General features: G+C 45.2%; 21 protein-coding genes. 9 read left to right on the top strand and 12 right to left on the bottom strand.

Annotated features, from left to right (window positions below; translation table 11 throughout):
- Positions 1-55: 55 nt before the first annotated feature.
- Positions 56-1,186: a glycosyltransferase family 4 protein gene (locus KOD92_RS15210; RefSeq protein ID WP_215234436.1), complete on the bottom strand. Its 1,131-nt coding sequence runs from the start codon at positions 1,184-1,186 to the stop codon at positions 56-58.
- Positions 1,187-1,288: 102 nt separating this feature from the next.
- Here KOD92_RS15210 and KOD92_RS15205 point away from each other — a divergent pair, with 102 nt between their 5' ends.
- From KOD92_RS15205 to KOD92_RS15190, 4 genes are all read left to right on the top strand, one after another.
- Entirely contained in the window at positions 1,289-2,284 is a 996-nt protein-coding gene (locus tag KOD92_RS15205) for an NAD-dependent epimerase/dehydratase family protein (protein ID WP_215234435.1), read from the top strand.
- Entirely contained in the window at positions 2,281-3,615 is a 1,335-nt protein-coding gene (locus tag KOD92_RS15200; protein ID WP_215234434.1) for a protoporphyrinogen/coproporphyrinogen oxidase, read from the top strand. Before KOD92_RS15205 ends, KOD92_RS15200 begins: the two co-directional genes overlap by 4 nt.
- A complete protein-coding gene (locus KOD92_RS15195; protein WP_215234433.1) occupies positions 3,612-4,601 on the top strand; it encodes a glycosyltransferase family 4 protein in 990 nt (329 codons plus the stop codon). The genes KOD92_RS15200 and KOD92_RS15195 overlap by 4 nt, the downstream gene beginning before the upstream one ends.
- Positions 4,602-4,842: 241 nt before the next feature.
- Positions 4,843-6,081, top strand: a complete 1,239-nt coding sequence (locus tag KOD92_RS15190) for a L,D-transpeptidase family protein (protein WP_215234432.1) — start codon at positions 4,843-4,845, stop codon at positions 6,079-6,081.
- On the opposite strand, the gene KOD92_RS15185 is transcribed toward KOD92_RS15190, so the two are convergent.
- The 3 genes from KOD92_RS15185 to KOD92_RS15175 form a co-directional block, all read right to left on the bottom strand.
- Positions 5,994-6,773 carry a murein L,D-transpeptidase catalytic domain family protein gene (locus tag KOD92_RS15185; RefSeq protein WP_215234431.1) on the bottom strand — a complete coding sequence of 260 codons (780 nt, stop codon included), beginning with the start codon at positions 6,771-6,773 and terminating at the stop codon, positions 5,994-5,996. The genes KOD92_RS15190 and KOD92_RS15185 overlap by 88 nt on opposite strands.
- Before the next feature lie 149 nt (positions 6,774-6,922).
- Positions 6,923-7,780 carry a prephenate dehydrogenase gene (locus tag KOD92_RS15180; protein WP_215234430.1) on the bottom strand — a complete coding sequence of 286 codons (858 nt, stop codon included), beginning with the start codon at positions 7,778-7,780 and terminating at the stop codon, positions 6,923-6,925.
- A 15-nt stretch (positions 7,781-7,795) separates the two neighbouring features.
- Positions 7,796-8,953: a pyridoxal phosphate-dependent aminotransferase gene (locus tag KOD92_RS15175; RefSeq protein ID WP_215234429.1), complete on the bottom strand. Its 1,158-nt coding sequence runs from the start codon at positions 8,951-8,953 to the stop codon at positions 7,796-7,798.
- Between the two features lie 18 nt (positions 8,954-8,971).
- Between KOD92_RS15175 and modA the strand changes: the two genes are divergently transcribed.
- The 4 genes from modA (at position 8,972) to KOD92_RS15155 (ending at position 12,223) form a co-directional block, all read left to right on the top strand.
- Positions 8,972-9,853, top strand: coding sequence for a molybdate ABC transporter substrate-binding protein (modA, locus tag KOD92_RS15170; RefSeq protein WP_229254687.1), 882 nt, complete (start codon positions 8,972-8,974; stop codon positions 9,851-9,853).
- Between the two features lie 69 nt (positions 9,854-9,922).
- Entirely contained in the window at positions 9,923-10,597 is a 675-nt protein-coding gene (gene modB / locus KOD92_RS15165) for a molybdate ABC transporter permease subunit (protein ID WP_215234428.1), read from the top strand.
- On the top strand, positions 10,578-11,468 hold the full coding sequence (locus KOD92_RS15160) for an ABC transporter ATP-binding protein (RefSeq protein ID WP_229254686.1): 891 nt from the start codon (positions 10,578-10,580) through the stop codon (positions 11,466-11,468). Before modB ends, KOD92_RS15160 begins: the two co-directional genes overlap by 20 nt.
- Before the next feature lie 77 nt (positions 11,469-11,545).
- Entirely contained in the window at positions 11,546-12,223 is a 678-nt protein-coding gene (locus KOD92_RS15155) for an SGNH/GDSL hydrolase family protein (RefSeq protein ID WP_215234427.1), read from the top strand.
- Between the two features lie 731 nt (positions 12,224-12,954).
- On the opposite strand, the gene KOD92_RS15150 is transcribed toward KOD92_RS15155, so the two are convergent.
- From KOD92_RS15150 to KOD92_RS15120, 7 genes are all read right to left on the bottom strand, one after another.
- A complete protein-coding gene (locus KOD92_RS15150; RefSeq protein WP_215234426.1) occupies positions 12,955-13,851 on the bottom strand; it encodes a nucleotidyltransferase family protein in 897 nt (298 codons plus the stop codon).
- A 125-nt stretch (positions 13,852-13,976) separates the two neighbouring features.
- The gene (locus KOD92_RS15145) at positions 13,977-14,303 is read right to left on the bottom strand and encodes a HesB/IscA family protein (protein ID WP_215234425.1); all 327 of its coding nucleotides are present in this window, start codon (positions 14,301-14,303) and stop codon (positions 13,977-13,979) included.
- Between the two features lie 76 nt (positions 14,304-14,379).
- Positions 14,380-15,315, bottom strand: a complete 936-nt coding sequence (locus tag KOD92_RS15140) for a homoserine kinase (protein ID WP_215234424.1) — start codon at positions 15,313-15,315, stop codon at positions 14,380-14,382.
- On the bottom strand, positions 15,312-15,704 hold the full coding sequence (locus tag KOD92_RS15135) for a HEPN domain-containing protein (protein ID WP_215234423.1): 393 nt from the start codon (positions 15,702-15,704) through the stop codon (positions 15,312-15,314). Before KOD92_RS15135 ends, KOD92_RS15140 begins: the two co-directional genes overlap by 4 nt.
- Positions 15,701-16,039 (bottom strand): nucleotidyltransferase domain-containing protein, encoded by a 339-nt coding sequence (locus tag KOD92_RS15130; RefSeq protein ID WP_215234422.1) that lies wholly within the window; start codon positions 16,037-16,039, stop codon positions 15,701-15,703. Before KOD92_RS15130 ends, KOD92_RS15135 begins: the two co-directional genes overlap by 4 nt.
- A 36-nt stretch (positions 16,040-16,075) precedes the next feature.
- Positions 16,076-18,532 (bottom strand): bifunctional aspartate kinase/homoserine dehydrogenase I, encoded by a 2,457-nt coding sequence (thrA, locus tag KOD92_RS15125; protein WP_215234421.1) that lies wholly within the window; start codon positions 18,530-18,532, stop codon positions 16,076-16,078.
- Positions 18,533-18,666: 134 nt separating this feature from the next.
- Entirely contained in the window at positions 18,667-19,407 is a 741-nt protein-coding gene (locus KOD92_RS15120) for a hypothetical protein (RefSeq protein ID WP_215234420.1), read from the bottom strand.
- A gap of 208 nt (positions 19,408-19,615) precedes the next feature.
- On the opposite strand from KOD92_RS15120, the gene KOD92_RS15115 reads away from it, so the two are divergent.
- On the top strand, positions 19,616-19,867 hold the full coding sequence (locus tag KOD92_RS15115; protein ID WP_215234419.1) for a YrdB family protein: 252 nt from the start codon (positions 19,616-19,618) through the stop codon (positions 19,865-19,867).
- Between the two features lies 1 nt (position 19,868).
- Here the strand turns inward: KOD92_RS15115 and KOD92_RS15110 are convergent, their stop codons facing one another.
- Positions 19,869-22,826 carry an FAD-binding and (Fe-S)-binding domain-containing protein gene (locus KOD92_RS15110; RefSeq protein WP_215234418.1) on the bottom strand — a complete coding sequence of 986 codons (2,958 nt, stop codon included), beginning with the start codon at positions 22,824-22,826 and terminating at the stop codon, positions 19,869-19,871.
- Positions 22,827-22,982: the final 156 nt, after the last annotated feature.

The following is a 22,982-nucleotide window of genomic DNA, read 5'->3' as shown; positions in this document are numbered from 1 at the left end:
GCTTTTTTGCGTTTTAAAAGTTGAGCTAGTTCATTAAACGGATGGCTTCGAGATTTTACAACCCCAGGCTTTTCAGCATTTCCTTATTCACCTTGCTGACGTCAAACTTTTCCTCGGCATATCTCCGCCCGTTTAAACCGAGTTCTACAATTTGATCTGGATTTAAAATCAGGTCCTTCATGCATTGAGCCAATATTGTCGAATCGCCTGGGGGAACTAGGAATCCGTTTGAATAACGAGGATCAGGGTTGACAACTTCTGTGCATCCGGGCGTGTCGGTAGTAACCACTGCACGTCCGATTGATAACGCTTCAAGCAGTGCTCTCGGCGTGCCTTCGCGGTAGGAAGGAAGCACCACGACCGAACTTTTTTCAATTAGCGACGGAATATCCTTTCTAAAACCCAGGTAAGTCACCACCTCTCCTTTTAAAAGATTATCGAGCAGGTCAGCATCAATGCGATCGATGTTCTGCTCTTCAAACTCACCAGCCAGATAACACTTAACTTCCGGGTAGTGTCTGCGAATTATTTTCACTGCATCATAGTACTCTTGAACTCCCTTGGATTTGATCAGCCTCCCTACCATCAAAAACGTAATGCTGGACAGGTTTACCTGCTTAAATGGATACCTGGATAAATTTACGCCCGACCCGTTTACAACCTTTGTTTTGTCAGCTGGTACTAACCCCATTTTTACAAGCAGGTTCCGATCATCCGGATTATGAAAAATCACAGTTCTATTGCATTTCAAAGCAATTTTAAGTAAAAAGTGCACAACCTTTTTATGTCCTTTTTCAACATTTTCACCTTCGACAAAGTTGTATCCAAGTCCTGTCAGCATTGAACAGATTTCCGTAATTCCCGAAAGGAAAGCGATCATACTCCCAAAAATGACCGGCTTGATGGTGTACCCAAAAAACAATGAAGGCTTTTCCCTGCTGATTACTTTAAACAGAAACATACAATAAGCCAGATCGTCAAGGATTGATATGTTATTCGGCTTCAAATTGCTTTCAAAAATGGTAACACCGATTGACTGCAGATCATCGCGGATTTCCCCATCGCTTATAACAGGAGAAACTAGCACGACGCGATGATCTTTAACCATTTCCCTTAATAAATCTCCCCTAAATGCTACAACCGAGCGAGGCGGGCCGCAGGCGACCAAAATCGTTTTCAAAGCCATTCTAACGTAAAAATTCTACAAGTACATTTAAGTTACTATTTGCTTTCGAATATTAGTTATTTTAATGCCCAAAATGCACTATTCACATGATCGCATTCCCTTATGAATCTATCAGTATTACACTCGGGTAAACGGCCCAGTGTACTTGTTACCGGCGGTGCTGGCTTTATCGGGAGCCACCTGGTGCCGGCTTTTTTAAAAATCGGATTCAAAGTTCAGGTTCTGGATAACCTTTCAACCGGTCTATTAGAAAATCTTCCCGTCCATCCGGATTTGTCTTTTAATCAAGCAAGCATTCTGGACGAAGCTGAGATGCGAAATCTGGGAAAATTTGACCTCGTAGTTCATCTGGCCAGCATTGTCGGAATGAAACTTGCCAAGCAAGATCCAATACTTACTTACAAGACTGCGATCAAGGGTACCGAAAACGTCCTGAGATACACTGGCGACACTCCTGTCGTTCTGTGTTCTTCGTCGTCCGTATATGGACTTTCGGACACGGGCACAAGGATGCGGGAAGATGCAGAAATTGCAGAAAATAGTCTACTAGATTACGATGGAGGCATACTGGGTTATGCCTGCGGCAAGCGCCATATGGAAGAACTGGGTATTGCGGCCTCAGCTTCTGGCAGGCAGGTGCTTATCCTTCGACCTTTCAATGTCATCGGAGTAGGGCAGGTGGGTACTTATGGAATGGTTGTTCCTACGTTTATTGGAGCGGCAATGGCAGGTATGCCACTGCGCGTATTTGGAGATGGGAATCAATCGCGTTGTTTTAGCGATGTGACTACATTTGTACAATCCTTAATACAATTGTTGTCAACAAAAATGGCATGGCGGCCAGGCCATAACATTGTCAATCTCGGTTCCGACCAGACGGTTAGCATAAATTTGCTGGCACTGAAAATAATCAATGCCGTCGGCTCATCGTCTGTAATTGAATACGTGCCTTTCAAAACCGTATTTCCCGGGCAAAAAGATGTACAAAACAGGCTCCCTGATATTTCTTATTCAAAAACCCTCATCGGTGATATCAACTGGCCGATCATTGATGATGTTATTAAAACCTTCCTTGACGTTAAAAGCATTGCTTCATGATTGATAATCACAACGAAGTTGTACTTCTTGGGGCAGGCATTACTGGTCTGGCCGCTGCGAGTGAACTGGGTGAAAGTGCGACGGTTTTTGAAAGATCAGAAAGGCCGGGAGGATTGGTAAAATCCCATTGTTTCAACGACGGGTACTGGTTTGACCATGTGCTGCACATTTTCCACTGCAACAAACCGGACATTCTAAAAAAAGTAAATGAAATCGTTGGTCCGCTACTTGCGGAATGTCCCCCCGTGGCATGGATCGAGACAGCTGCTGGTGTAGTTCGCTATCCTTTTCAGCTCAATCTAGGCAGTTTGTCGACAGAAGCGAAAATTAATTGCGTTAAAGACTTTTCACACGCATTTTACCAGCAAAAGGATTTTTCAGGAATGTCTTATGGCGAATATCTGACGAATGCGTTTGGAAAAACCATGTGCGATCTTTTTTACTATCCATACAATGAAAAGCTTTGGAAACTTCCGCTGGATGAGATTTCCACAAATGGTCAGCTATGGAACTTGCACCGACCTTCCTTCGATGAAATTCTCCGCGGGTTAGTTGAGCCAAATGTGCTGCGGGAAACGTATAATACGAATGCATTTTACCCGCGGCCTGAGATCAACGCACCGTTACGAGGTATGGAAATCCTCTCACAAGGTTTTAGCAGGAAAGTAAAAAAGCTGAATTTGAGTTCGGAGATCGTCCACGTTAACCCACGAAAGAGAACTGTTTCATACGCCCGGAATGCGCAGGTGAATGAATATAGGTATGATCGCCATTGTCTGTCTACTATTCCATTGCCGGCTTTAATGCATTTGTGCGAAGGAGTACCCGATCATTTACTGAGAGACGTGAAAAAGCTGAAATGGATCAAAGTGCTTTCCATTGCCCTTTCAATTAAAGGCACCAGACCTGTAAATCCTGGCTGCTGGCGCTATTTCACTGACTCCGAAGCGCCGTTTACCAGATTGGTATTCATGACTGAATTTGATCCCAACAATGCGCCTGAGGAAGGTTGGGGATTACTAATAGAAATCCCGCTTAGCGCAGATTATCCATCTGCACTGGAAGAGCCGATTCAGGAAAAAGCGATTAAAGCTATCAAAAAGGCTGGTTTCGTTTCAGACGACCACGAGATTATTGGGATTCACAAATGGCTTGCAGATCCTGCATATGTCGTATTTACTCCTGAAACACGCCAGATCATAGATCATTGCCACGAATATCTTGCGCAATTTGATATTACGTCTGGCGGCAGATACGGCAGCTGGGAATATTCTTCCATGTCAAGAAATATTGAGGATGGATTCGAAATCGGCAAAAAACTACGCGGATGAACTGGCCACTGATATTCGGCGTCTCACTTGCTGCGGGCACATTATTTACGTGGCTTGTCCGCACTTTTGCATTAAAAAATAACATTGTCAACAAGCCTAATCCCATTGTTCCGCAACATGTAAAGCCGGTTGCCTACCTCGGCGGACTTGGCATATTCCTGGGCGGCGTAACTTCGCTTGCCATACTGTACTACTTTGAATTGCTCTCCTTTCCGGAAGCCGGAGCTGCATTAGGCGCCGCCGGATTTTTGATACTGGGCATATTTGATGATCTGAACGTGTATAGCGCTCGAAAGAAATTCGCCATTCAACTAATACTTGCATTTGCTAGTGTAGCTTTCGGTGTAAAAGCAGCATTTACGAATATAGCTGCCATCGATTTTCTGCTTTCTGCATTCTGGATCTTGGTACTGGTAAATGCGGCTAACCTGACCGATGTATGCGATGGCCTGGTAGGCGGTTTATGTATGATCACATTTATGTTCCTGGCTATTACTAACCAGGAACAGGCTGGCTTCGCATTAGTTATTTCCGGAAGTATATTGGGTTTCCTAATCTTCAACTCGCCAAGAGCCAGCATATTTTTGGGTGATGCTGGTTCTCACATGCTTGGATTCCTGCTGGCAGCTATAACACTGCTTCGCTTCGAACATAGTCCCACACTTGCAGAACTTGGGAGTTTCCTGCTTGTTCCGGGCGTTATGCTTTTTGAACTTGCATTTTTGACTGTAGTTCGCATTCAAAAGGGACTCGCCTGGTGGAAAGGAAGTCCTGACCATTTTTCCCTTCGCCTGCAAAGCGCAGGCTTTACAAGGTGGCAGACTGATGTGATCGCATGGACAGCGCAGGTATTTATTTTGATAGTCGCTTTTTACACTTCTAATGTTGGTATCATTTACCAACTCGCATTATATCTAACACTTTTTGCAGCTCTGTCTTTCAGCTGGAAATACTTACTCCGTCATGAAGTGCAAAGGCGTACTTAGCAATCAAAATACTTTTTGCATTAATCCGGTATACCGAGCAATAAGCAAGAGCAAGCTAATCTTCAAAAAAGGGGATTTTTGAATCATTGAACTGGCAATTAAATTCCCCAGTTTTAGATTATTGTAAAAATTTGCAATTTGGTATAGCACTAATAATCAACGCATTAATATCATTACGTTAAACCAAAAGCGTTAGCACAACAATTGTATTGCATATCAACAAATATCAACCCGCAATACAATGCAAATGTTCTCAGGTCTTGGTCGTTCCAGGTACATCCCACTCCTCGTTCTATTTACGCTTGCTATCCTGCAATCCTGCCGGAAAAATCCGAAGGAAATGACAAGCGCCGAACTGGCCGAAGCAATCACAGAAAAAAATTACGATAAGCTGCTGGAATTCTCCAAGAAAGTTGGGGTAGACCCGGAGAAGTTCTCAGCGAAAGACGGGGTAGCGCCAGTATATGCGCTGCTGGAAGAGATTGGTTTTGGGCATAAACCTGCGATCAGATTTACCCAGAAAAAAATCGAAGCAGATACCGTTTTGCTACGTGCTGCCGCAGAAGAATTGGTGGAAGGTAAGGCAATTGAGAAAGTAATGGAAAAGCTGGAACCTGTTTTCCCAGTTTATAATAACCTGAAAGTCAACTACACCCGGTTACTGAAAGAGAGCAAATATGACAGCGCGGCCTACGTGGCTGAGTCTATGAATGCGTACCGGTGGATCCATAGACAAGCTAAAAATGCGCCTCGTTTTGTGATGGTTAACATCCGTGGGGCTTATTTGACGGCGATGGATTCTGCCGGGAAAAATGTTCTGACCATGCGCACCGTAGTCGGAAAAGCAGACACGCCGACGCCAACTATCGACACTTATGCGACAAGTATTGTAACGCACCCTTACTGGAATGTGCCAAAGAGCATTGCGATCAAGGAAATTCTCCCAAAGGCTGCCAGTGATCCTGAATATCTTTCAAGAAACAGGATCGAGGTAATTGATAACAGCGGGCAGGTTGTGAACCCGGAAGATATTGACTGGGAGGAAATGAAGGAGAAGAAGTTCCCCTATCGTTTCAGACAGGAAACCGGAGAAGATAACTCCCTTGGTCTATTAAAAGTTGAGATCAAAAATCCATTGGCGATTTATTTGCATGACACCAATGCGAGATATCTTTTCGCCAGCAATCAACGTTGGAGAAGTCACGGCTGTGTGCGTGTGCAACGCCCAACTGAGCTGGCTAATTATATGGCTGGCACCGAGTTGCTGGGAGATGATTTTATGACGGAACCGGATACAGTTTCAACTCCTCCGAAATGGCACAAGCTGAAAGTCCGCATTCCTGTATTCTTGTTATATCTGGGAGCGGATTGTAATGAAAAAGGCGACCTGCTTTATTTCCCCGATATATACAAAAGAGGATCACCTAAGGCGCGCTTGACATTGTCCAAAGACAAACCAGCCAGCAAAGGCGACGCTTGAAGATATTTTTGGTTGGCGGAATAGATGAACAGACCTGCGCCTCCATATAGCAAGTCGATGATTTTTTTAGAATCTTCGACAGAAACAGCCGGGCAGCCCAGGCTCCGTCCCAACCGGCCGGTATTCTTAATAAAAGATTCACTTACATAATCAGCACCATGCATAACGATCGCCCTTTCCAAAGCGCGGTCGTTTATGCCTTTTTCCACGCCTTCCAGCCGCAAAGACAAACCGTGCTTGCCCTGATAAGTACCTAGTGTCTTATAAAAACCTAAGCTGGATTGATAGGAAGAATTATCGTTGGAAAACTTCTCAGCGAACTCCTGACCGGAGTTCCGACCGTGTGCGACGTACGTATTGAATAATACTTTTTTCTTCAAAAGATCAATCACATACAATCTCTTATTGCGGGAAGACTGGGTAAAATCAGCAATAGCGAGTATCTGATTTTGCAGATCCATTTTTTGAAAACCAAACCAAGCACAGTAAAATGCTGATTCCGAAAGCCCCTGTTCTTTTAAGTTTAAAGAATCATATAATGAAACCCATTCCGGGCGGGCAATTGAGTCTGAATCTGCGACACTGATTTTTCTTGGGGAAGAAGTGTCTGTAAACGGATTGATCTGCTGGATACCTAAGGAAACACTAAGCGCAATGATCACCGCTACAAAAACCGCATGAGCCTTCGTCATTTCTTGTCGTTTTGTTGGAAAAAATTGATTTTAACTGGTAGTTAAACAGGTAGGAGGTTAACAGGCAGCCTGGCGTTAATGGTTCCGAAAAACAGAAAAAACGTCAGTAAGTGCTTGACTTACTGACGTTTACAAATATCAAAATGCAGCTATTTTTTCTCAATACCTGCAAGAACCCGGCCAATATCGTTGGCGCGACTCATGTAATTGAGGCTGGTATCAAGGTCTTTGTTGTCAATCGCTTCTTTAAATTTTTTCAGCAGTTCAATATAGTCGCCCAATGCTTTGGAGACATTGGTTTTATTCTGATCAAAAATGGGCGCCCACATCTGCGGCGAACTTTTCGCCAGTCTGACCGTAGATGAAAAACCGGTACTCGCCATGGCAAATATCGCTTTTTCATCGGCTTCCTTATCCAATACCGTCAATCCAAGCGCAAACGAACTGATATGGCTCAAATGCGAAACATAAGCCAAATGCAGATCATGCTCGACAGGCTTCATATAATGAATCTTCATGCCGGCATCCCGTAAAAACGTTTCCACCAATCCAAGCGAATCAGGATTACTCTTCTCCTTGTCGCAAACGATGACGTTTTTATGCGGCAAAAGCTCTTTAAAAGCGGCGCCGGGACCTGAATCTTCCGTTCCAGCCATTGGATGAGCTGCCACGAACTGTCCCCTTTTTGGATGCGTATCGGCCAGCTGGCAAATCAGTTCTTTGGTAGAACCAAGATCCATGATCGTGCGGCCTTCCGGCAAAAGATCCAGCATGCGCGGAAGCATCTTGGATATAGCGTCCACAGGTGTGGATAGCACATTCAGCTCCGAAATTGTCAGTGCCTCTTCCAGATCCACAATCTCGTCCACAATACCTTTTGCCAGCGCAATCTTCTGATTTACAACAGAAGTATCCACTCCAACAAACCGGACATTAGGGTATTTTTGACGCAAAGCCAGGGCAAACGATCCTCCCAATAAACCAATTCCTATAATACTTACTACCATATTGATAACATTAACTTAGCCTCCAATTCTTTCAACTGCCTCCCAGATCCGCTCTTTCGGCAAACAAAGCGACAACCGGATATACCGCTGACCTTTCGGCCCGAATATGAAACCCGGCGCAATAAAAACGTGCTTTTCAACGAGCGTTTCATTCACCAGCTTTTCAGCAGATTCAACTGAATCGGGCAGTTTACCCCAGAGGAACATCCCTTCCTGCTTGGGGTCCCAGGTACAACCGAGCATACTCAAAAGTGCCTCAGAAGCCTCTAAACGGCCCTGGTAAACTGCATTTCTTTCTGCGTGCCATTCATCAGCGTTGTGTAAGGCCGCTACCGCCGCTTCCTGCATTGCCCAGAACATCCCTGAATCAACATTGCTTTTTATTGTCAGCACTGCATTAATATAAGGTTTTGCCGCCGCCAGCCAGCCCATTCGCCAGCCTGCCATATTATGCGACTTACTCATCGAATTCAACTCCATTGCTACTTCCTTCGCCCCCTCGACAGACAGCAAACTGATCGGCTGCTTTTTGTTCAGGATCAGACTGTAAGGGTTGTCGTGACAAAGCAGTATCTGGTGTTTTTTGGCAAAAGCTACTGCATTTTCAAACAGCTCCAAAGTGGCGGGTGCACCCGTCGGCATGTGCGGATAGTTGAGCCACATAATCTTCGTTTTGTCGCTCACCAGAGTCTCCATCGCTTCCCAATCGGGCTGCCAGCCGTTTTCTTCCTGCAAAGGATATTCTTTCACAACCCCACCAACCATTTGACTGACAGCACGATAAGCAGGATATCCCAGCTCTGGTACCAATACTTCGTCGCCAGGATCGAGGAAGGTGAGACTAATATGTGTAATACCCTCTTTGGACCCGATTAAAGGAAGTATTTCTGAGCTAGGGTCAAGGTTAACTTTGTAATTGTGATCATAAAAGTCGGCGATCGCATTCCGAAAAGCGGGGGTACCTGTGTAAGACTGATAACCATGCGCATTCGGTTTCAAAATAGCTGACGACAACGCTTCAAGCGTCGCTTCCGACGGCATCATGTCGGGATTACCAATTCCCAAATTGATAACATCATGCCCTTCGGCGATGAGTTTGCGGACTTCGGCAAGTTTTACTGAAAAATAGTATTCAGAAGTTTGCTTTGTACGCCGGGCGGTTTCTATGATCATTATGTACTGAATTTCGCTTTGAGCACCTGGCAGCCAGCGGTTAAAAGATCGACCAGAATGGTCGAAACGGCGCGCAATTTACGATATTTTCCCGATCAGGCGGATTTCCGTCGTGTGTATGCCAAACAAAAACCTTTAAATTGCAAGATGAACTTTCGGTACCTCATTCCATTGATTGCGCTGATTCTGGCGGGCTGTTCCAAACCGTCGGAAAAAATAATCGTGGCCACCGCTGCTAACGTGCAGTATGTAATGAAGGAGATCAAGGTAGAATTTGAGAAGGAAACTGGCAAGCAGATCGAGATCGTAGTAGGCTCCTCGGGCAATCTTACTACGCAGATCCGAGAAGGCGCACCTTTCGATGTATTCGTTTCCGCAGATACGAAATACCCGAACGAAATTTTCAAAAATGGCGGTTCAGATGAAAAACCGAGAGTTTATGCGTTAGGTTCTTTGGTATTATGGTCAAAAAACATCCCGCTAGGAGAGTTAAATACTGCATTATTATCAACTGAAAAAATAAGAAAAATCGCAATACCCAATCCTAAAACGGCACCTTACGGCGTTGCAGCGATTGATATACTAAAATCACAAAAACTATACGATCAAACCGAATCCAAACTGGTGTACGGTGAAAGTATCGCGCAGACTGCACAGTATATTATGTCGGGCTCGGCAGAAGTAGGTTTCAATGCCCTATCAATAGTGCTCTCGCCAGAAATGAAGAATCAGGGGTATTATATAGTGGTAGATTCAACCTTATACCAACCAATAGAACAAGCTGCGATTTTATTAAAACACAGCGACGATTCCCCAAAAAAGGAATCCAGCCAGAAATTCTACGACTTCCTTTTTTCTGAAAAAGGTAAAGCTATTTTAAAGAAATACGGCTATAAATAGCAGCAATCACTCACTAATTCGGTCATTCCCCGTTCCACGGCGGATCATTCAAAATTCAATCATTAAAAAATGGACTACCAGCCAATCTGGCTCACTTTCCGGCTCGCAACTATCACATCGGCTATTTTGCTTGTGCTAGCATTGCCGGTTGCCTATTGGCTTGCATTCGGGAAGTTCAAGGGTCGCGGCGTGGTAGAGGCGGTAATCGGCTTGCCGCTGGTTTTGCCCCCTTCTGTGATCGGATTCTATCTTTTGCTGGCATTCAGTCCCTCCTATTGGTTTGGGGCCTGGATCGAAAAAGTGCTGGGGCTGCGGCTGGTTTTCTCATTTCCCGGGCTCGTAATCGCTTCCATTTTATATAGCCTGCCTTTTATGGTCTACCCGATCCGCGCCGGGCTGCAATCGTTACCTGCTTCGTTGCGGGAAGCTTCCTATACTTTGGGAAAAACTGAAATGCAGACTTTTTTCAAAGTGCTGTTACCCAATTGCAAACCCGCCATTCTCACGGCTTTTGTACTCACTTTTGCGCATACTGTGGGAGAATTTGGGGTGGTTTTAATGATTGGGGGAAATATTCCGGGTGTTACGAAAGTGGCTTCTGTCGCGATCTATAATGAGGTGGAAGCGCTGAATTACGGCGTGGCAAATCAATATGCGTTAATTTTATTTGCGATCACTTTCGTGATTTTATTGCTCGTCTATTCAATCAACAATCGCCTGCTCCGTGTCCGACAGTCAGCTTAACATTGCGATCCGGCATACGCTCCACACTGCCCAGGGTATATTGCCGATGGAAGTGTCATTTTCTCTGGAGAAAGCAGCAATTATGGCATTGACCGGACATTCGGGCGCGGGAAAAACAACGCTATTGAAGCAGATTGCGGGATTGCTGATGCCGGAGGAGGGGAATATCAAAACAGAAAACTCTGCCTGGCTGGATACGCAAAATCAGATTTCGCTACCTCCGCAGCAGCGGAATATCGGTTTTGTTTTCCAGGACTACGCGCTCTTCCCTAATATGACCGTAGCCGAAAATCTAACCTTCGCGCTACCAAAAGGCGGAGATAGAACAATTATTAAAGAACTTTTGGAAGCTACCGGACTGGAAAATTTATCCGGCAGAAAACCAGATCAGCTTTCCGGCGGGCAGCAGCAGCGGGTTGCATTGGCGCGGGCTCTGGTCAGGAAGCCAGAATTGCTATTGCTCGACGAGCCCTTTTCCGCCGTAGATCCCGACATGCGTTATCAATTGCAGGAATTGATATTGAAATTTCACAAGCTTTTCCAATTCACGGCGATCATCGTCACCCACGAGACCAGCGAAATCTTCCGCCTGGCTGATCAGGTTGGGATTATGGAAAATGGGAAGCTACCGCAATTTGGCCCGCCAGCACAAGTGTACCTGAATATCAATCAGCCCGAAAAGGATCTATACATTCATGGCGAGATTATTAATTACACTAAGACCGCCGATTGTATTTTTGCTAATGCATTGATTGACAACAAGATACGACTAGTAAAACTTCCTCTTGGAATGGAAGAAAATATACTTGCAGGTAAAAAATTTACATTAAGCCTTTCGCTTCGATCTCCCGAAATTTTGTGGCTCAGTTGATTTAAGAAGCATTTTTTGCCAGAAAGTAACTTTGCGACTAATTCGTCTTTTCCCCTAAAATCCATTCAAAAACTGCTATGAAGCTATTTTTCAAATTTTTACAGATTGCAATTTTCGTTTTGCCAATGATCGCCATGCGGCAGGATAAACCTCTCAAAGTCATTTTCTTCGGCGATTCGATTACGCAAGCTGGCGTAAATCCGACAGGGTACATCACCCAAATGGGCGAAATGCTGAAAGCCAAAAATCAAAGCAATCAATATGAGCTGATCGGAGCGGGTATTGGCGGAAATAAGGTGTACGATCTTTATCTCAGACTCGAAGATGACGTACTTTCTAAAAAGCCGGATGTGGTATTTATTTATGTGGGAATCAATGACGTTTGGCATAAAGCATCGTCGGGAACCGGCACTGATCCTGATAAATATGTAAAGTTCTATGAAGCGCTGATCAAGAAAATGAAAGCGCAGAATATCCGCGTGATCGTTTGCACGCCGACTGTAATTGGGGAAAGAACCGATAATTCAAACCAGCATGACGGAGATTTGAACCAATACTCCAAACTGATCCGCGAAATAGCTTCCAGAAACAGCCTGCAACTCTGCGACCTGCGCAAACATTTCGCAGACCACCTCATTCAGAACAACCCTGAAAATAAAGAAAAAGGTATCCTAACAACTGACAGAGTGCATTTAACAGATGCCGGAAACAAGTTTCTAGCCGAGAAAATGTTAGAAGCGCTGGTCCAGAAATAAGCTTTTTCCGTTTTCGTGTTCTGTTTTCGTGTTTCGTTTTCCGTTTTTCCGTTTTTCCGTTGACTGAAGTCGACGGAAATTTATTGGTTGCTCATTTGGAATTGATTTGTGCCAGCTTAAAGGGAAGCTTTATGCTAAAATACCTCGCTCCAAATCTAACAAGACGAAATCAATTTCCGCCGACTTCAGTCGACGGATACCGGTTGCTTCAGTTGCTATTCGGGATTTGATTTGTGCCGGCTTTCAGAGACGTATTATTCTAAAATACCTTACTCCAATCTGAAAAAACGAAATCAATTCTCGCCGACTTTTTCCGTTGACTGAAGTCAACGGAAATTGATTTTAGTTGCTATTCGGAATTTGATTTGTGCCAGCTTTCAGATACGTATTTATTCTAAAATACCTTACTCCAAATCTGAAAAAACGAAATCAATTTCCGTCGACTTTTTCCGTTGACTGAAGTCAACGGAAATTGATTTTAGTTGCTATTCGGGATTTGATTTGTGCCAGCTTCCAGAAACATATTATTCTAAATACCCTACTCCAAATCAAAAAAAACGAAATCAATTTCCGCCGACTTCAGTCGACGGAAACGGGTTTCCCGAGTTGCTATTCGGGATCCCATTTGTGCCAGCTTCCAAGGAAGCTTTATTCTAAAAAACACTTCCTACAATCCGAAAAAACGCAATCAATTTCCGTTGACTTCAGTCAACGGAAACCGGCTCCTTGGACTACCATAATTTTTCCGGATACTCCCCTGACTCGTGCAGCGCTGCCAGCGATGCCTGTACATTCGGTTTATCATCAGGATAAGTCACTCCAAACCAGTCAGAAGAGCTGCGGAATACGCGGCAGTTACCGAGACCATTCTCGATGAGTTTCGTCATAACGGTCGGGATGTAAAACTCAGCTTTCGGCGTGTTGATATTTTCTCTCGCGTAAGTTTCGAAAAACTCCTTGGTTAGCGGGAACATAGTCGATTTAAAACCCCAGAAATTCATAGAAACGGGCGTTTCAGGTGCTAATTCCGTTTTCAATCCTTCTTCCTCGAAGTAAATTTTCCCATTCTCTTCGAAGATCTTGGTCCTCTCCACAACCGATTCCAGATTTAGGTCTGCTCTTTCGATGCAAATTCCGCGGGATACTGTTCCGTTTTCGGATAATGTCCTTTTCAGCTCGTACCCGATCATGGCGTGCTGCGAATCGTCGGTGTCGGTTTGAAGAAACTGGGCCATCGTTTCAAAAGCGTCGCGACCGTAAAAATCGTCTGCATTGATCACCGCAAAGGGCGTATCAGTCTGCTCCCAGGCGCACAATGTGGCGTGGCCGGTGCCCCAGGGTTTGGTCCTTTCAACGGTTCCCAGATCTTCGGGCACGTAGGATTGTATTCCCTGGATCGCGAAATCGTAGTCGATCTTACCTTTCAGCTTCGGAGCAAAAATAGCTTCCGCATTGTCCTTAATTTCTTGCCGGACAATGAACACTACTTTTCCAAAACCGCTTCTGATCGCATCATATAGTGAGTAATCGATGATTGTTTCGCCATTCGGGCCAAACTGGTCTAGCTGCTTAATGCCCCCGTATCGGCTACCTATTCCGGCAGCAAGAATCAAAAGAGTTGGTTTCATTCAAATTGGTTAAAAACGTACTGTGGTGTATAAAAGTCGTTAGCAAAATAAGCCCATTCAACACGATAAAAAAAACGCGCTCCAAATTTCGAAGCGCGTTTTTTAAAAATAAAATATTTTAATATTTATACTGCAAAGCTCTCTCCGCAGCCACAGGTGCGGGTCGCATTCGGATTCACAAACTGGAAACCTTTACCGTTCAGCCCATCAGAGAAATCCAGCGTAGTGCCTGCCAGGTACAACAAACTTTTCTTGTCAACAATAATTTTCACTCCTTTATCTTCGAAAATCATATCAGTCGGCTTCGAATCTGAGTTAAATTCCAGATTATAAGTCAAACCGGAACAGCCACCTCCCAAAACGCCAACGCGGATCTGATAATCGTCAGCAAATCCATCTGCAGTACGGAGTTCAACAATTTTGTTTTTGGCGGTATCGCTTACAGTAACCATGATTTCTAAATTTTGTAACTACCTTTTTAAACAATTCAAACCTTCGAGAAAGTTCATCGTAACAAAGAAAATGCGTTTACTCCGTAAGGACTACCGCGCCTCCCTGATTAATGGAAGAAACATGCAGCGAAGATGCTATTCCAGCGTCTGCAAATGTGTCTTTCATCGCTGCACCGGCTTTTTGCGCATTTTCAACACCTCTGCTCAATGCGAATAACGATGGTCCAGAGCCAGAAATACTGCAACCCAGAGCCCCATGATCGATCGCAGCCTGCTTCACTTCCTTGAATTGCGGGATCAAAATCGAGCGAACCGGCTCAATGATCACATCCACCATCGAGCGGCTAATCAGATCGTAATCGGCCTGCATCAAACCAGCCACCAAGCCGGCGACATTCCCCATTTGAGCGATCGTATTTTTAAGCGAAACCTCATTTCTTAAAATAAAACGGGCATCTTTCGTATTGATCTCAATATCAGGATGAACCAGCGTACAATACAAATCACCGGGCACCGGAATCGTGAAGATATCGAGTGGATTGTAACTTCTGATCACCACAAATCCTCCCAAAAGCGACGGACCAACATTATCTGCGTGTGCCGAGCCCGAGGCAATTCTTTCGCCTTCCATAGCAAACGGCAGTAGCTCCTGTCTGGTTAGCGGTTTTCCCAGCATTTCGTTAATCGCCACCACACCGGCAACTGCGCTGGCTGCGCTGGATCCCATTCCACTGCCCAGCGGCATGTTTTTATGTAATACCACTTCGCAGCCGAAGTCGGTTATGCCAAGATGTTTGAGCAAATAAAGCATTACGCCCGTCACAGAATTCTTCTCTGCATTTCTAGGCAACCTGCCTTCATCGCCGGTAATATCTGTGATCACAATGCCCGGCTCGTCACGCCGCCGCAACTCCACAGTATCACCCGGCTCCTTCACCGCAAAACCAAATATATCAAACCCGCAAGCCACATTAGCAACCGTAGCCGGGGCAAAAGCTTTTACAAAATTCACTTTAAATGATTGTTTTCTTTTAAATAATGCATTGTCGCATTAACAAATTGTTCTGCATCTGCTACCGACTCTTGCGCGTCATCGCTTAACACTTCATCGTAATCATAGTCGCTGAATTGTCGCTTTTCAAATGCACGCTGTAACATTAGATTTAATTCTATATTCAGAATCCCAGACTTGATAAACAGCTCACGGAACTTAGTATGTGACCCGACGTGAGTTTTAGCCTGGACATTCGAAACAAAGAGTAAAGCCTGAATGCTGTGAAACATCGCATAATAGGCGCGATTAACGCATGCTTCATTTCGATCTTCTTCGAGAGATAATTGGCTTACTTGCAAGCAGTCTTCGACTTTTTGGAGAATTTTTTCCAGAGTAACCTCACTCATATGACAATGCCATCTTTGTGAATCTCAGAACTTAAAATTGCATTGCCTGGCAGCAGTTTTCTAACTGTGAAAGGTACTGCCGAAATCCATAAATTGTATTTCAGACCAAGAGCACTGGTAATCGGAGAAAGGACGCTTATTTCGGCAAAAGACTTTATCTCTTCATCATTTAACACAACAAGGTAGTCGATATCGGAATCTTCACGTTGTTCGCCTCGTGCATAGGAACCAAATAGAATCACCTGATTAAGCCGTTCACCATAGAGCTCGCTTACGCGTGCGACGAATTCCTGTGTCAAAGCTGATATCGATTCCGGAACCTTCCTGTTGCTCATAGTTCAAATCGTCTGAATACTATGCAATTTAACACATTACCCCAAATAGCTACTGATACTCATAATGTCGGCGAAAACGCCGGAGGCGGTTACTTCTGCTCCTGCGCCGGGGCCTTTAATTACTAGCGGGCGGTCTTTGTAACGTTCTGTGGTGAATGAGATGATATTGTCGCTGCCGGATAAGTTGTAAAACGGGTGCGACGAGTCGACGGTTTTCAATTCGATGCTGGCTTTTCCGTTTTCAAGCGTCGCGATGTAGCGCAGCTTTTCTCCATTCGCTTCTGCATTAGCCTGGTTCTCAGCAAAGTAGTTGTTTGAAATTTCAAGTTCTTTAAAGAAAGCATCGACCGTTGGCGCATTCAGGCAGTTTCCGGGCAGTATCTGTGAAATTTTAATTTCTTCAGGTTCCAGCGGCACTCCTACTTCTCTCGCCAGGATCAATATCTTCCTCCCTACATCCGCCCCGCTCAGATCGTCGCGCGGATCGGGCTCGGTGAAACCTTTTGCCTTCGCTTCTTTCACTACATCCACAAAGCGATTTTCGGAACTGAAATTATTGAATATATAAGACAAGGTACCAGATAGAATTGCCTCTATTTTAAGGAATTTGTCGCCACTCGCCATTAGCCCCTGGATCGTATTGATAATCGGCAAACCCGCTCCTACATTGGTCTCGTACAGGAACTTAACCCCGCGTTGCAGCGCAGTTCTTTGCAGTGAAACGTATTCAGAATACGAGCCTGAATTGGCAACTTTATTTGGGGTTACTACCGAAATACTCGCATCCAGCAATATCTGGTAATATTGAACAATATCTTTGTCCGAGGTACAATCTACAAAAACGCTGTTTGGCAGGTTGAGCTCGATCATGCGCTGTACAAATGCAGGCAGATTGGTTTTAACGCCTTCGTCCATCACCCGGTCGCGCCAGTTTTCAGGTTTGATTCCGTCGATATCCAGCAGCATTTTTTTGGTGTTAGACAATCCCGCGATATTCAGATTCAGAAATTTTTCCGTACGCAAGTATTGCGTCTGGTTCCTTACCTGTTCGATTAAAGTACTGCCGATCAACCCTACGCCTACTATAAACAAGTTCAGCGAGCGCGTTTCGGACTGGAAGAATACGCCGTGAATCGCATTCAAAGCCTTCGACAAGTCACTTTTCGCAATCACGACCGATATATTCAACTCCGAAGAACCCTGCGCGGTCGCTACTACATTGATACCGTTTTTACCCAATACCGAAAACAGCTTACCCGAAACGCCGGTGCTCTTTTTCATTCCCTCACCCACTATCGCGATAATGGACAGATTTTTCTCGATGGAAATGCTGTCAATATGTCCCAGGCTGATCTCAGTCGCAAATTCCTTTTCCAATACCTCACTTGCCTTTTGAGCGTTTTTTGGGTCAATAGAAAAGCAGATCGAATGCTCGGAAGAAGCCTGCGAGATCAGGATCACGCTGATCGCATTGTTGGAAAGCGCAGTAAATAAACGACCCGAGATCCCAGCCACACCGATCATTCCGCTACCCTGAATATTTACCAATGCAATTTCATCAATGGACGAAATCCCCGTGATCGCATATTCCTTACCGTTCGCTGCCTTTTGTACATAAGTGCCTTCAAAGTCGGTATTGAAGGTATTAAGAACTTTCAACGTGATATTTTTGGCAAATGCAGGCTGCAAACTAGGTGGATAAATCACCTTCGCACCGAAATGCGAAAGTTCCATCGCCTCGGCATAGGAGATCGAAGGTATCGTAAATGCATTGGTCACCTTGCGCGGATCGGCGGTCATCATACCATCCACATCCGTCCAGATCTCAATCGCTTCCGCATCCAGCGCCGCGCCAAGAATCGACGCGGTAAAGTCAGATCCTCCTCTTCCCAACGTAGTTGTCACACCTTCGGCAGTAGAGGCGATAAAACCTGTAACGCATTGTAATGCAGCGTTTTTAGCGAAGTATTCGAGTATCTGTTTATTGGTTATTTCAAAATTGACGTCACCCATTCCATACGTAGCGTTGGTATGGATAATCTGGCGGGCGTCGCAAAATTCGGCGGCTATTCCTTTCGATTTCAGGATTTCAGTGATCACCATCGTAGATAACCTTTCCCCAAAACTCATAATCAGATCCAAAGTGCGCTCGGAAAGCTCCTTGATCCAGGAAACACCTCTTAATATATCTTCCAGTTCGTTAAAAAGTCCCCTTACCGCCGCAAAAGTGCTGCTCTGACTTTTCACAGGTATTAATCCCCTGACGATCGCAAAATGCCTTTCCTCCACTCCTTTCAGGAATTCGATGTAGTCAGGATTGCCGGAAGCTGCCATTTTCCCAATCTCGATCAAACGGTTGGTTACCCCGCCCATCGCAGAAAACACGACCGCAAAACGCTCGCCTTTCGCCAGGTTTTCTTCGAGGATATTAATTACTGTCTTGATACTGTCAACCGAACCGACAGAAGTACCGCCAAATTTAAGAACCTTCATTGAATGCAATATTCGAATACACTTTGATTTCCAGCCTGAAAAGGCCGTTTTTGAACAGGACGCAAATATAAAACAAAAAAAGACCGGCAGGGCATTGTAGCGCCCCGCCGGTCTATATATTGAATATCAAAAATTTAGAAAGCGATACCTAACCCTGCTCCCACGTTCACTACGCCGATAAATCGCTTTTCACTTACCGATTCCTCAAAATTGAAATTGCCTCGTACCGCCCTGATCGTCACATCTTTTATCTCAGCCTCTGCACCGATCACGTCGCCGCTCAACTGAAAAAACAGATTTCCGACGATCGGTAAACGTAAACTCGCGCCGCCGGCCAATCCTATTGCCGAAGTAGATGCCGGTTTAAGATCAACGGTGATCGGCTCTCCACCACCTTCTGCCAGGCCTACCAGATTAACAGACGGAGAATCGGCCCAAACTTTTCCGACCTGACCGTGCACCTCGAACTGCGCGCGGCCCATATTAATGTAGAATGCTGGCCCGATCATCAATGCATTCAGCTTCCATTTTGAAACTTTGGCGTCCCACAGGAAAGTTTCACCTAAAACCTGTGCATAAGAATTCGCTTTATCCACAATCGGCTCGGACATGGTCGTATTGAGGTTCATACTTCCCGAGGCGCGCAAACCGAAACCGCGTGATAGACGAAAATCGAAATTAGCCTGCCCAAAGTATCCCGAACCGGTTAGTCCGGCAAAAGGGTCATCTAGTTTTTCCCGTGCGAGTTCGCCGACAGGCAAACTGTAACCAGCTGTCACCGAGAGAAAACTTCTTGTATTTTGTGCTAAACCCTGAGTGTAAATAAATGCAAAACAGCAAATGAGCAGTGCGCGGAGGATGTGAGTAATCTTCATGAAAATATGGCTTAATGTAATAGAAAACGCCGTCGAGACTAAATTCCAACTATGCTAACACCAAACTTAGCCGTTTTATTACATTTTATTTCAGGTACTTGGTTTGGGGAAATTTTATCAACACAATGTTATATAAATGGCCGCTCAGCGCTGTTTTTGCGGTTGGTATAAAAATGGTAGCCACTTTATCAAACTAAATCAGTGAACCATGGATAATAAGGAAACAGATAAAGAAGCAAGAGCTACCAAAAACACCAAGAATGTGTGGAAATGGATCCTTGGAGTCGGTGTAGTATTGATGATAATTGCGTTCTGGGGCGGGTTTTTCAATCACAATGAAAACTTTCAGGAAGCAGAAACCCCTTCTGAAAGTGTCCCGGTAGCAGATTCAGCGGCTTCGGATACTGCGGGCAGAATGCGCTCGGATACGATGATGGAGCATGTGAGAGGCACGAAATAGGTCACCTGATCAATGCTTCCCACAAGATCTCTACGGGATGTTTAGCTTTACGTCCCGTACCATCTTTGATCTGATGCCGGCAGCTGGTTCCCGATGCGGCAATTATCACATCTTCCGGCTGCTGGCGGACAGTTGGGAATAATACCAACTCACCGATCTGCATGGAAACATCGTAATGCTCCTCTTCATAACCAAACGATCCCGCCATTCCGCAGCAGCCCGAGGGTATCAGCTGGGTTTGATAATTTTCGGGAAGGGAAAGCATTTTTTTGGAAGCAGACAAGGTCGATAATGCTTTTTGGTGACAATGTCCATGCAGCTTGATGAGCTGCTTTTTTTGTGTAAAAACGGTCTTGTTAATACGTTTTGAGTCAATTTCCCTGGCTATGAATTCTTCAAAAAGCAATGCATTTGCAGAAATCCGTTCTGCTTCGGCGCGCTGACTTTCAGGAACCAGATCAATATATTCATCCCTGAAAGAAAGAATTGCAGAAGGTTCAATACCGATCAGCGGCGTTTCGTAGGTGATTTTATCTTTTAATAAACTGACATTTTCGATCGCCAGCTTCTGCGCTTCTTTTACAAAACCTTTGGACAAATAAGAGCGGCCCGATTCTGTGTGTTTTGGAAAAATAACCTCATAACCCAACGCTTCCAGCAATTCCACGGCCTTTTTACCTATTTCAACATCATTATAATTGGTAAATTCATCACAGAACAAGTACACTTTCCCGATCTGCTGACTTGTATTAATTAACTTTTTACGCTTCTGCCACCAGCTCGATAAAGTTTGCGAAGCTAATACCGGCATCGACCTTTCGGGATGAAAACCGATCACTTTGTTTGCTACTTTCCGCAACGCAGGCTGACCAAAAACGCCATTAAATGCCCAGGGAGCAATAGAAGCCAGTTTCATCTGTTTGGAAAAATTCGCGATGAGCTTGCTGCGCATCGGAATACCATGCGTTTCATAGTATTGCTGTGTAAACTCCGCCTTCATTTTCCCGATATCCACACTCGACGGACATTCCGACTTACAGCCTTTGCACGAAAGGCACAGATCAAGAATCTCTCTTACCATTTCCTGGCTGGCTTCTATTTTCTCTTTTTTATTAGAAGGTGTAAAATATTGGCGCAGGATATTGGCGCGGGCGCGGGTGGTATCCCTCTCGCGGCGGGTCGCCATATAGCTGGGGCACATCGTACCGCCCGTCAGCTCCGTTTTCCGACAATCGCCAGATCCACTGCACTTTTCGGCTAAGCGCAATATTCCTTCCTGCTTACTAAAATCAAAAATAGTCTTGATTTCCGGCTGCGGTTTATCCTGCTCGTAACGCAGGAATTCGTTCATCGGCGGGGTATCTACGATTTTATTTGCATTAAATATCCCATCCGGGTCCCAGATCCGCTTCACCTGCCGGAACATTTCGTACACCTCACCGCCCATCATAAACGGAATGAACTCTCCTCGTAACCGCCCGTCGCCGTGCTCGCCGGAAAGCGCGCCATTGTATTTTTTGACTAAAACAGCCGTATCTGCCAGCACTTGTCTGAAAAGTGCCTTCCCCTCGGATGTTTTCAGATTGATCATTGGCTCCACGTGCAGCTCGCCCGCGCCGGCATGTGCATAATAGGAAGCGTGCAGATTATGTGAGCGCAGCAGCGATTCCACTTCTTCAATATAAGCCGGCAGATCTTCCACCGCCACCGCACAATCCTCGATCAGATTCACAGGCTGCGTGTCGCCGGGCAGGTTTCGGATCAGCCCCAACCCTGCTTTTCGAATATCCCACGCCGCCGCTGCATCACTTCCAAACAATAGAGGATATGCATAGCCCAGCCCCTTCGCAACTAATTCAGTTGTCAGCGTACGGGCTTGCGCTTCAACTTCTTCATTAGTATTCCCCCAAAATTCAACCAATAATAATGCAGCAGGGTCGCCCTGCATGAAAAAACGGTTCTGCGAATAAATGGTGTGGTCTTTGGTGAAATCCATGATATACTTATCCACCAGCTCGGAAGCTTTGGGATTCAGCTGCATCGCGATCTGATTGGCGTGCAAGGCTTCTGCGACAGAATTGGTATGCACACAAATGACACCGACAGAAGCTGGCGGCACATCCACCAATGACAGTTTGGCCTCGGTAACAAAGCACAAAGTACCTTCCGAACCCGCGATCAGGTTGCAGAGATTGATATTGCCAACTTCGAAATGCCGCACCAGCGCATCGAGTGCATAACCTGAGTTCCGGCGCGTTACTGTTGATTTGGGAAACTGTTTTTTAATTAGATCCTGATCGACCGGATTGGATATCAGCCCGAACATACCTGCCACAATCGCCTTTTTCCGCTCACTTTTTAGCTCCTTGTCGGTAATTCTTTTGGTATATTCAGAAACAGAGTGGTTGGAAAAATTCACTTCCTGCCCGTCCGAAAGCAGCGCTGTTACTTCCAGTAAATTTCCCCTCGTATCGCCCCAGGTAATGGAATGTAGCCCGCAGGAATTGTTACCGATCATGCCGCCGATCATCGCGCGGCTTGCCGTGGAAGTTTCAGGTCCGAACAATAATCCGTAAGGCGCCAGGTATTTATTCAGGTCGTCGCGGATCACGCCCGGCTGCACGCGCACCCATTTTTCCTCTTTATTAACTTCCAGTATCTTGTTAAAATGCTTCGAAATATCAACCACAATTCCCTTCCCGACAACCTGCCCCGCCAGCGACGTTCCCGCAGCTCTTGGAATCAATGTTACCTTATTCGTTTTGGCAAATGCAATTAATAACTTGATATCCTGCACATTAAGTGGCAGTGCGACCGCAACCGGCAATTCCTGATAAACCGATGCATCGGTAGCGTAAATGGACTTTTGGGCCTTATGTAATGTAGAATCATCAAAATAAAGCTCGCCTTCAAAGTCCCTGCGGAGGGTATTAAACTGGAATTGGGATACTGGGTTCATCAGGAGTTTAGGAATATGCCCGGCTAATTTAGGGCACAAAAACTATTTATTCTTGCAGAATTAAAATCAATCGCGTGCGCTTCTCTTTTCAGCACCAATACGGCAACGCCTTTACGTATATTGGCACAGTTTTTACACAATCCTATTCAGGAAAAA

Source organism: Dyadobacter linearis (assembly GCF_907165045.1).
In the GTDB taxonomy this organism is placed as follows: domain Bacteria; phylum Bacteroidota; class Bacteroidia; order Cytophagales; family Spirosomataceae; genus Dyadobacter; species Dyadobacter linearis.
The sequence above is the reverse complement of the archived record's forward strand: the minus strand, read 5'-3'. Positions and strand labels throughout refer to the sequence as shown.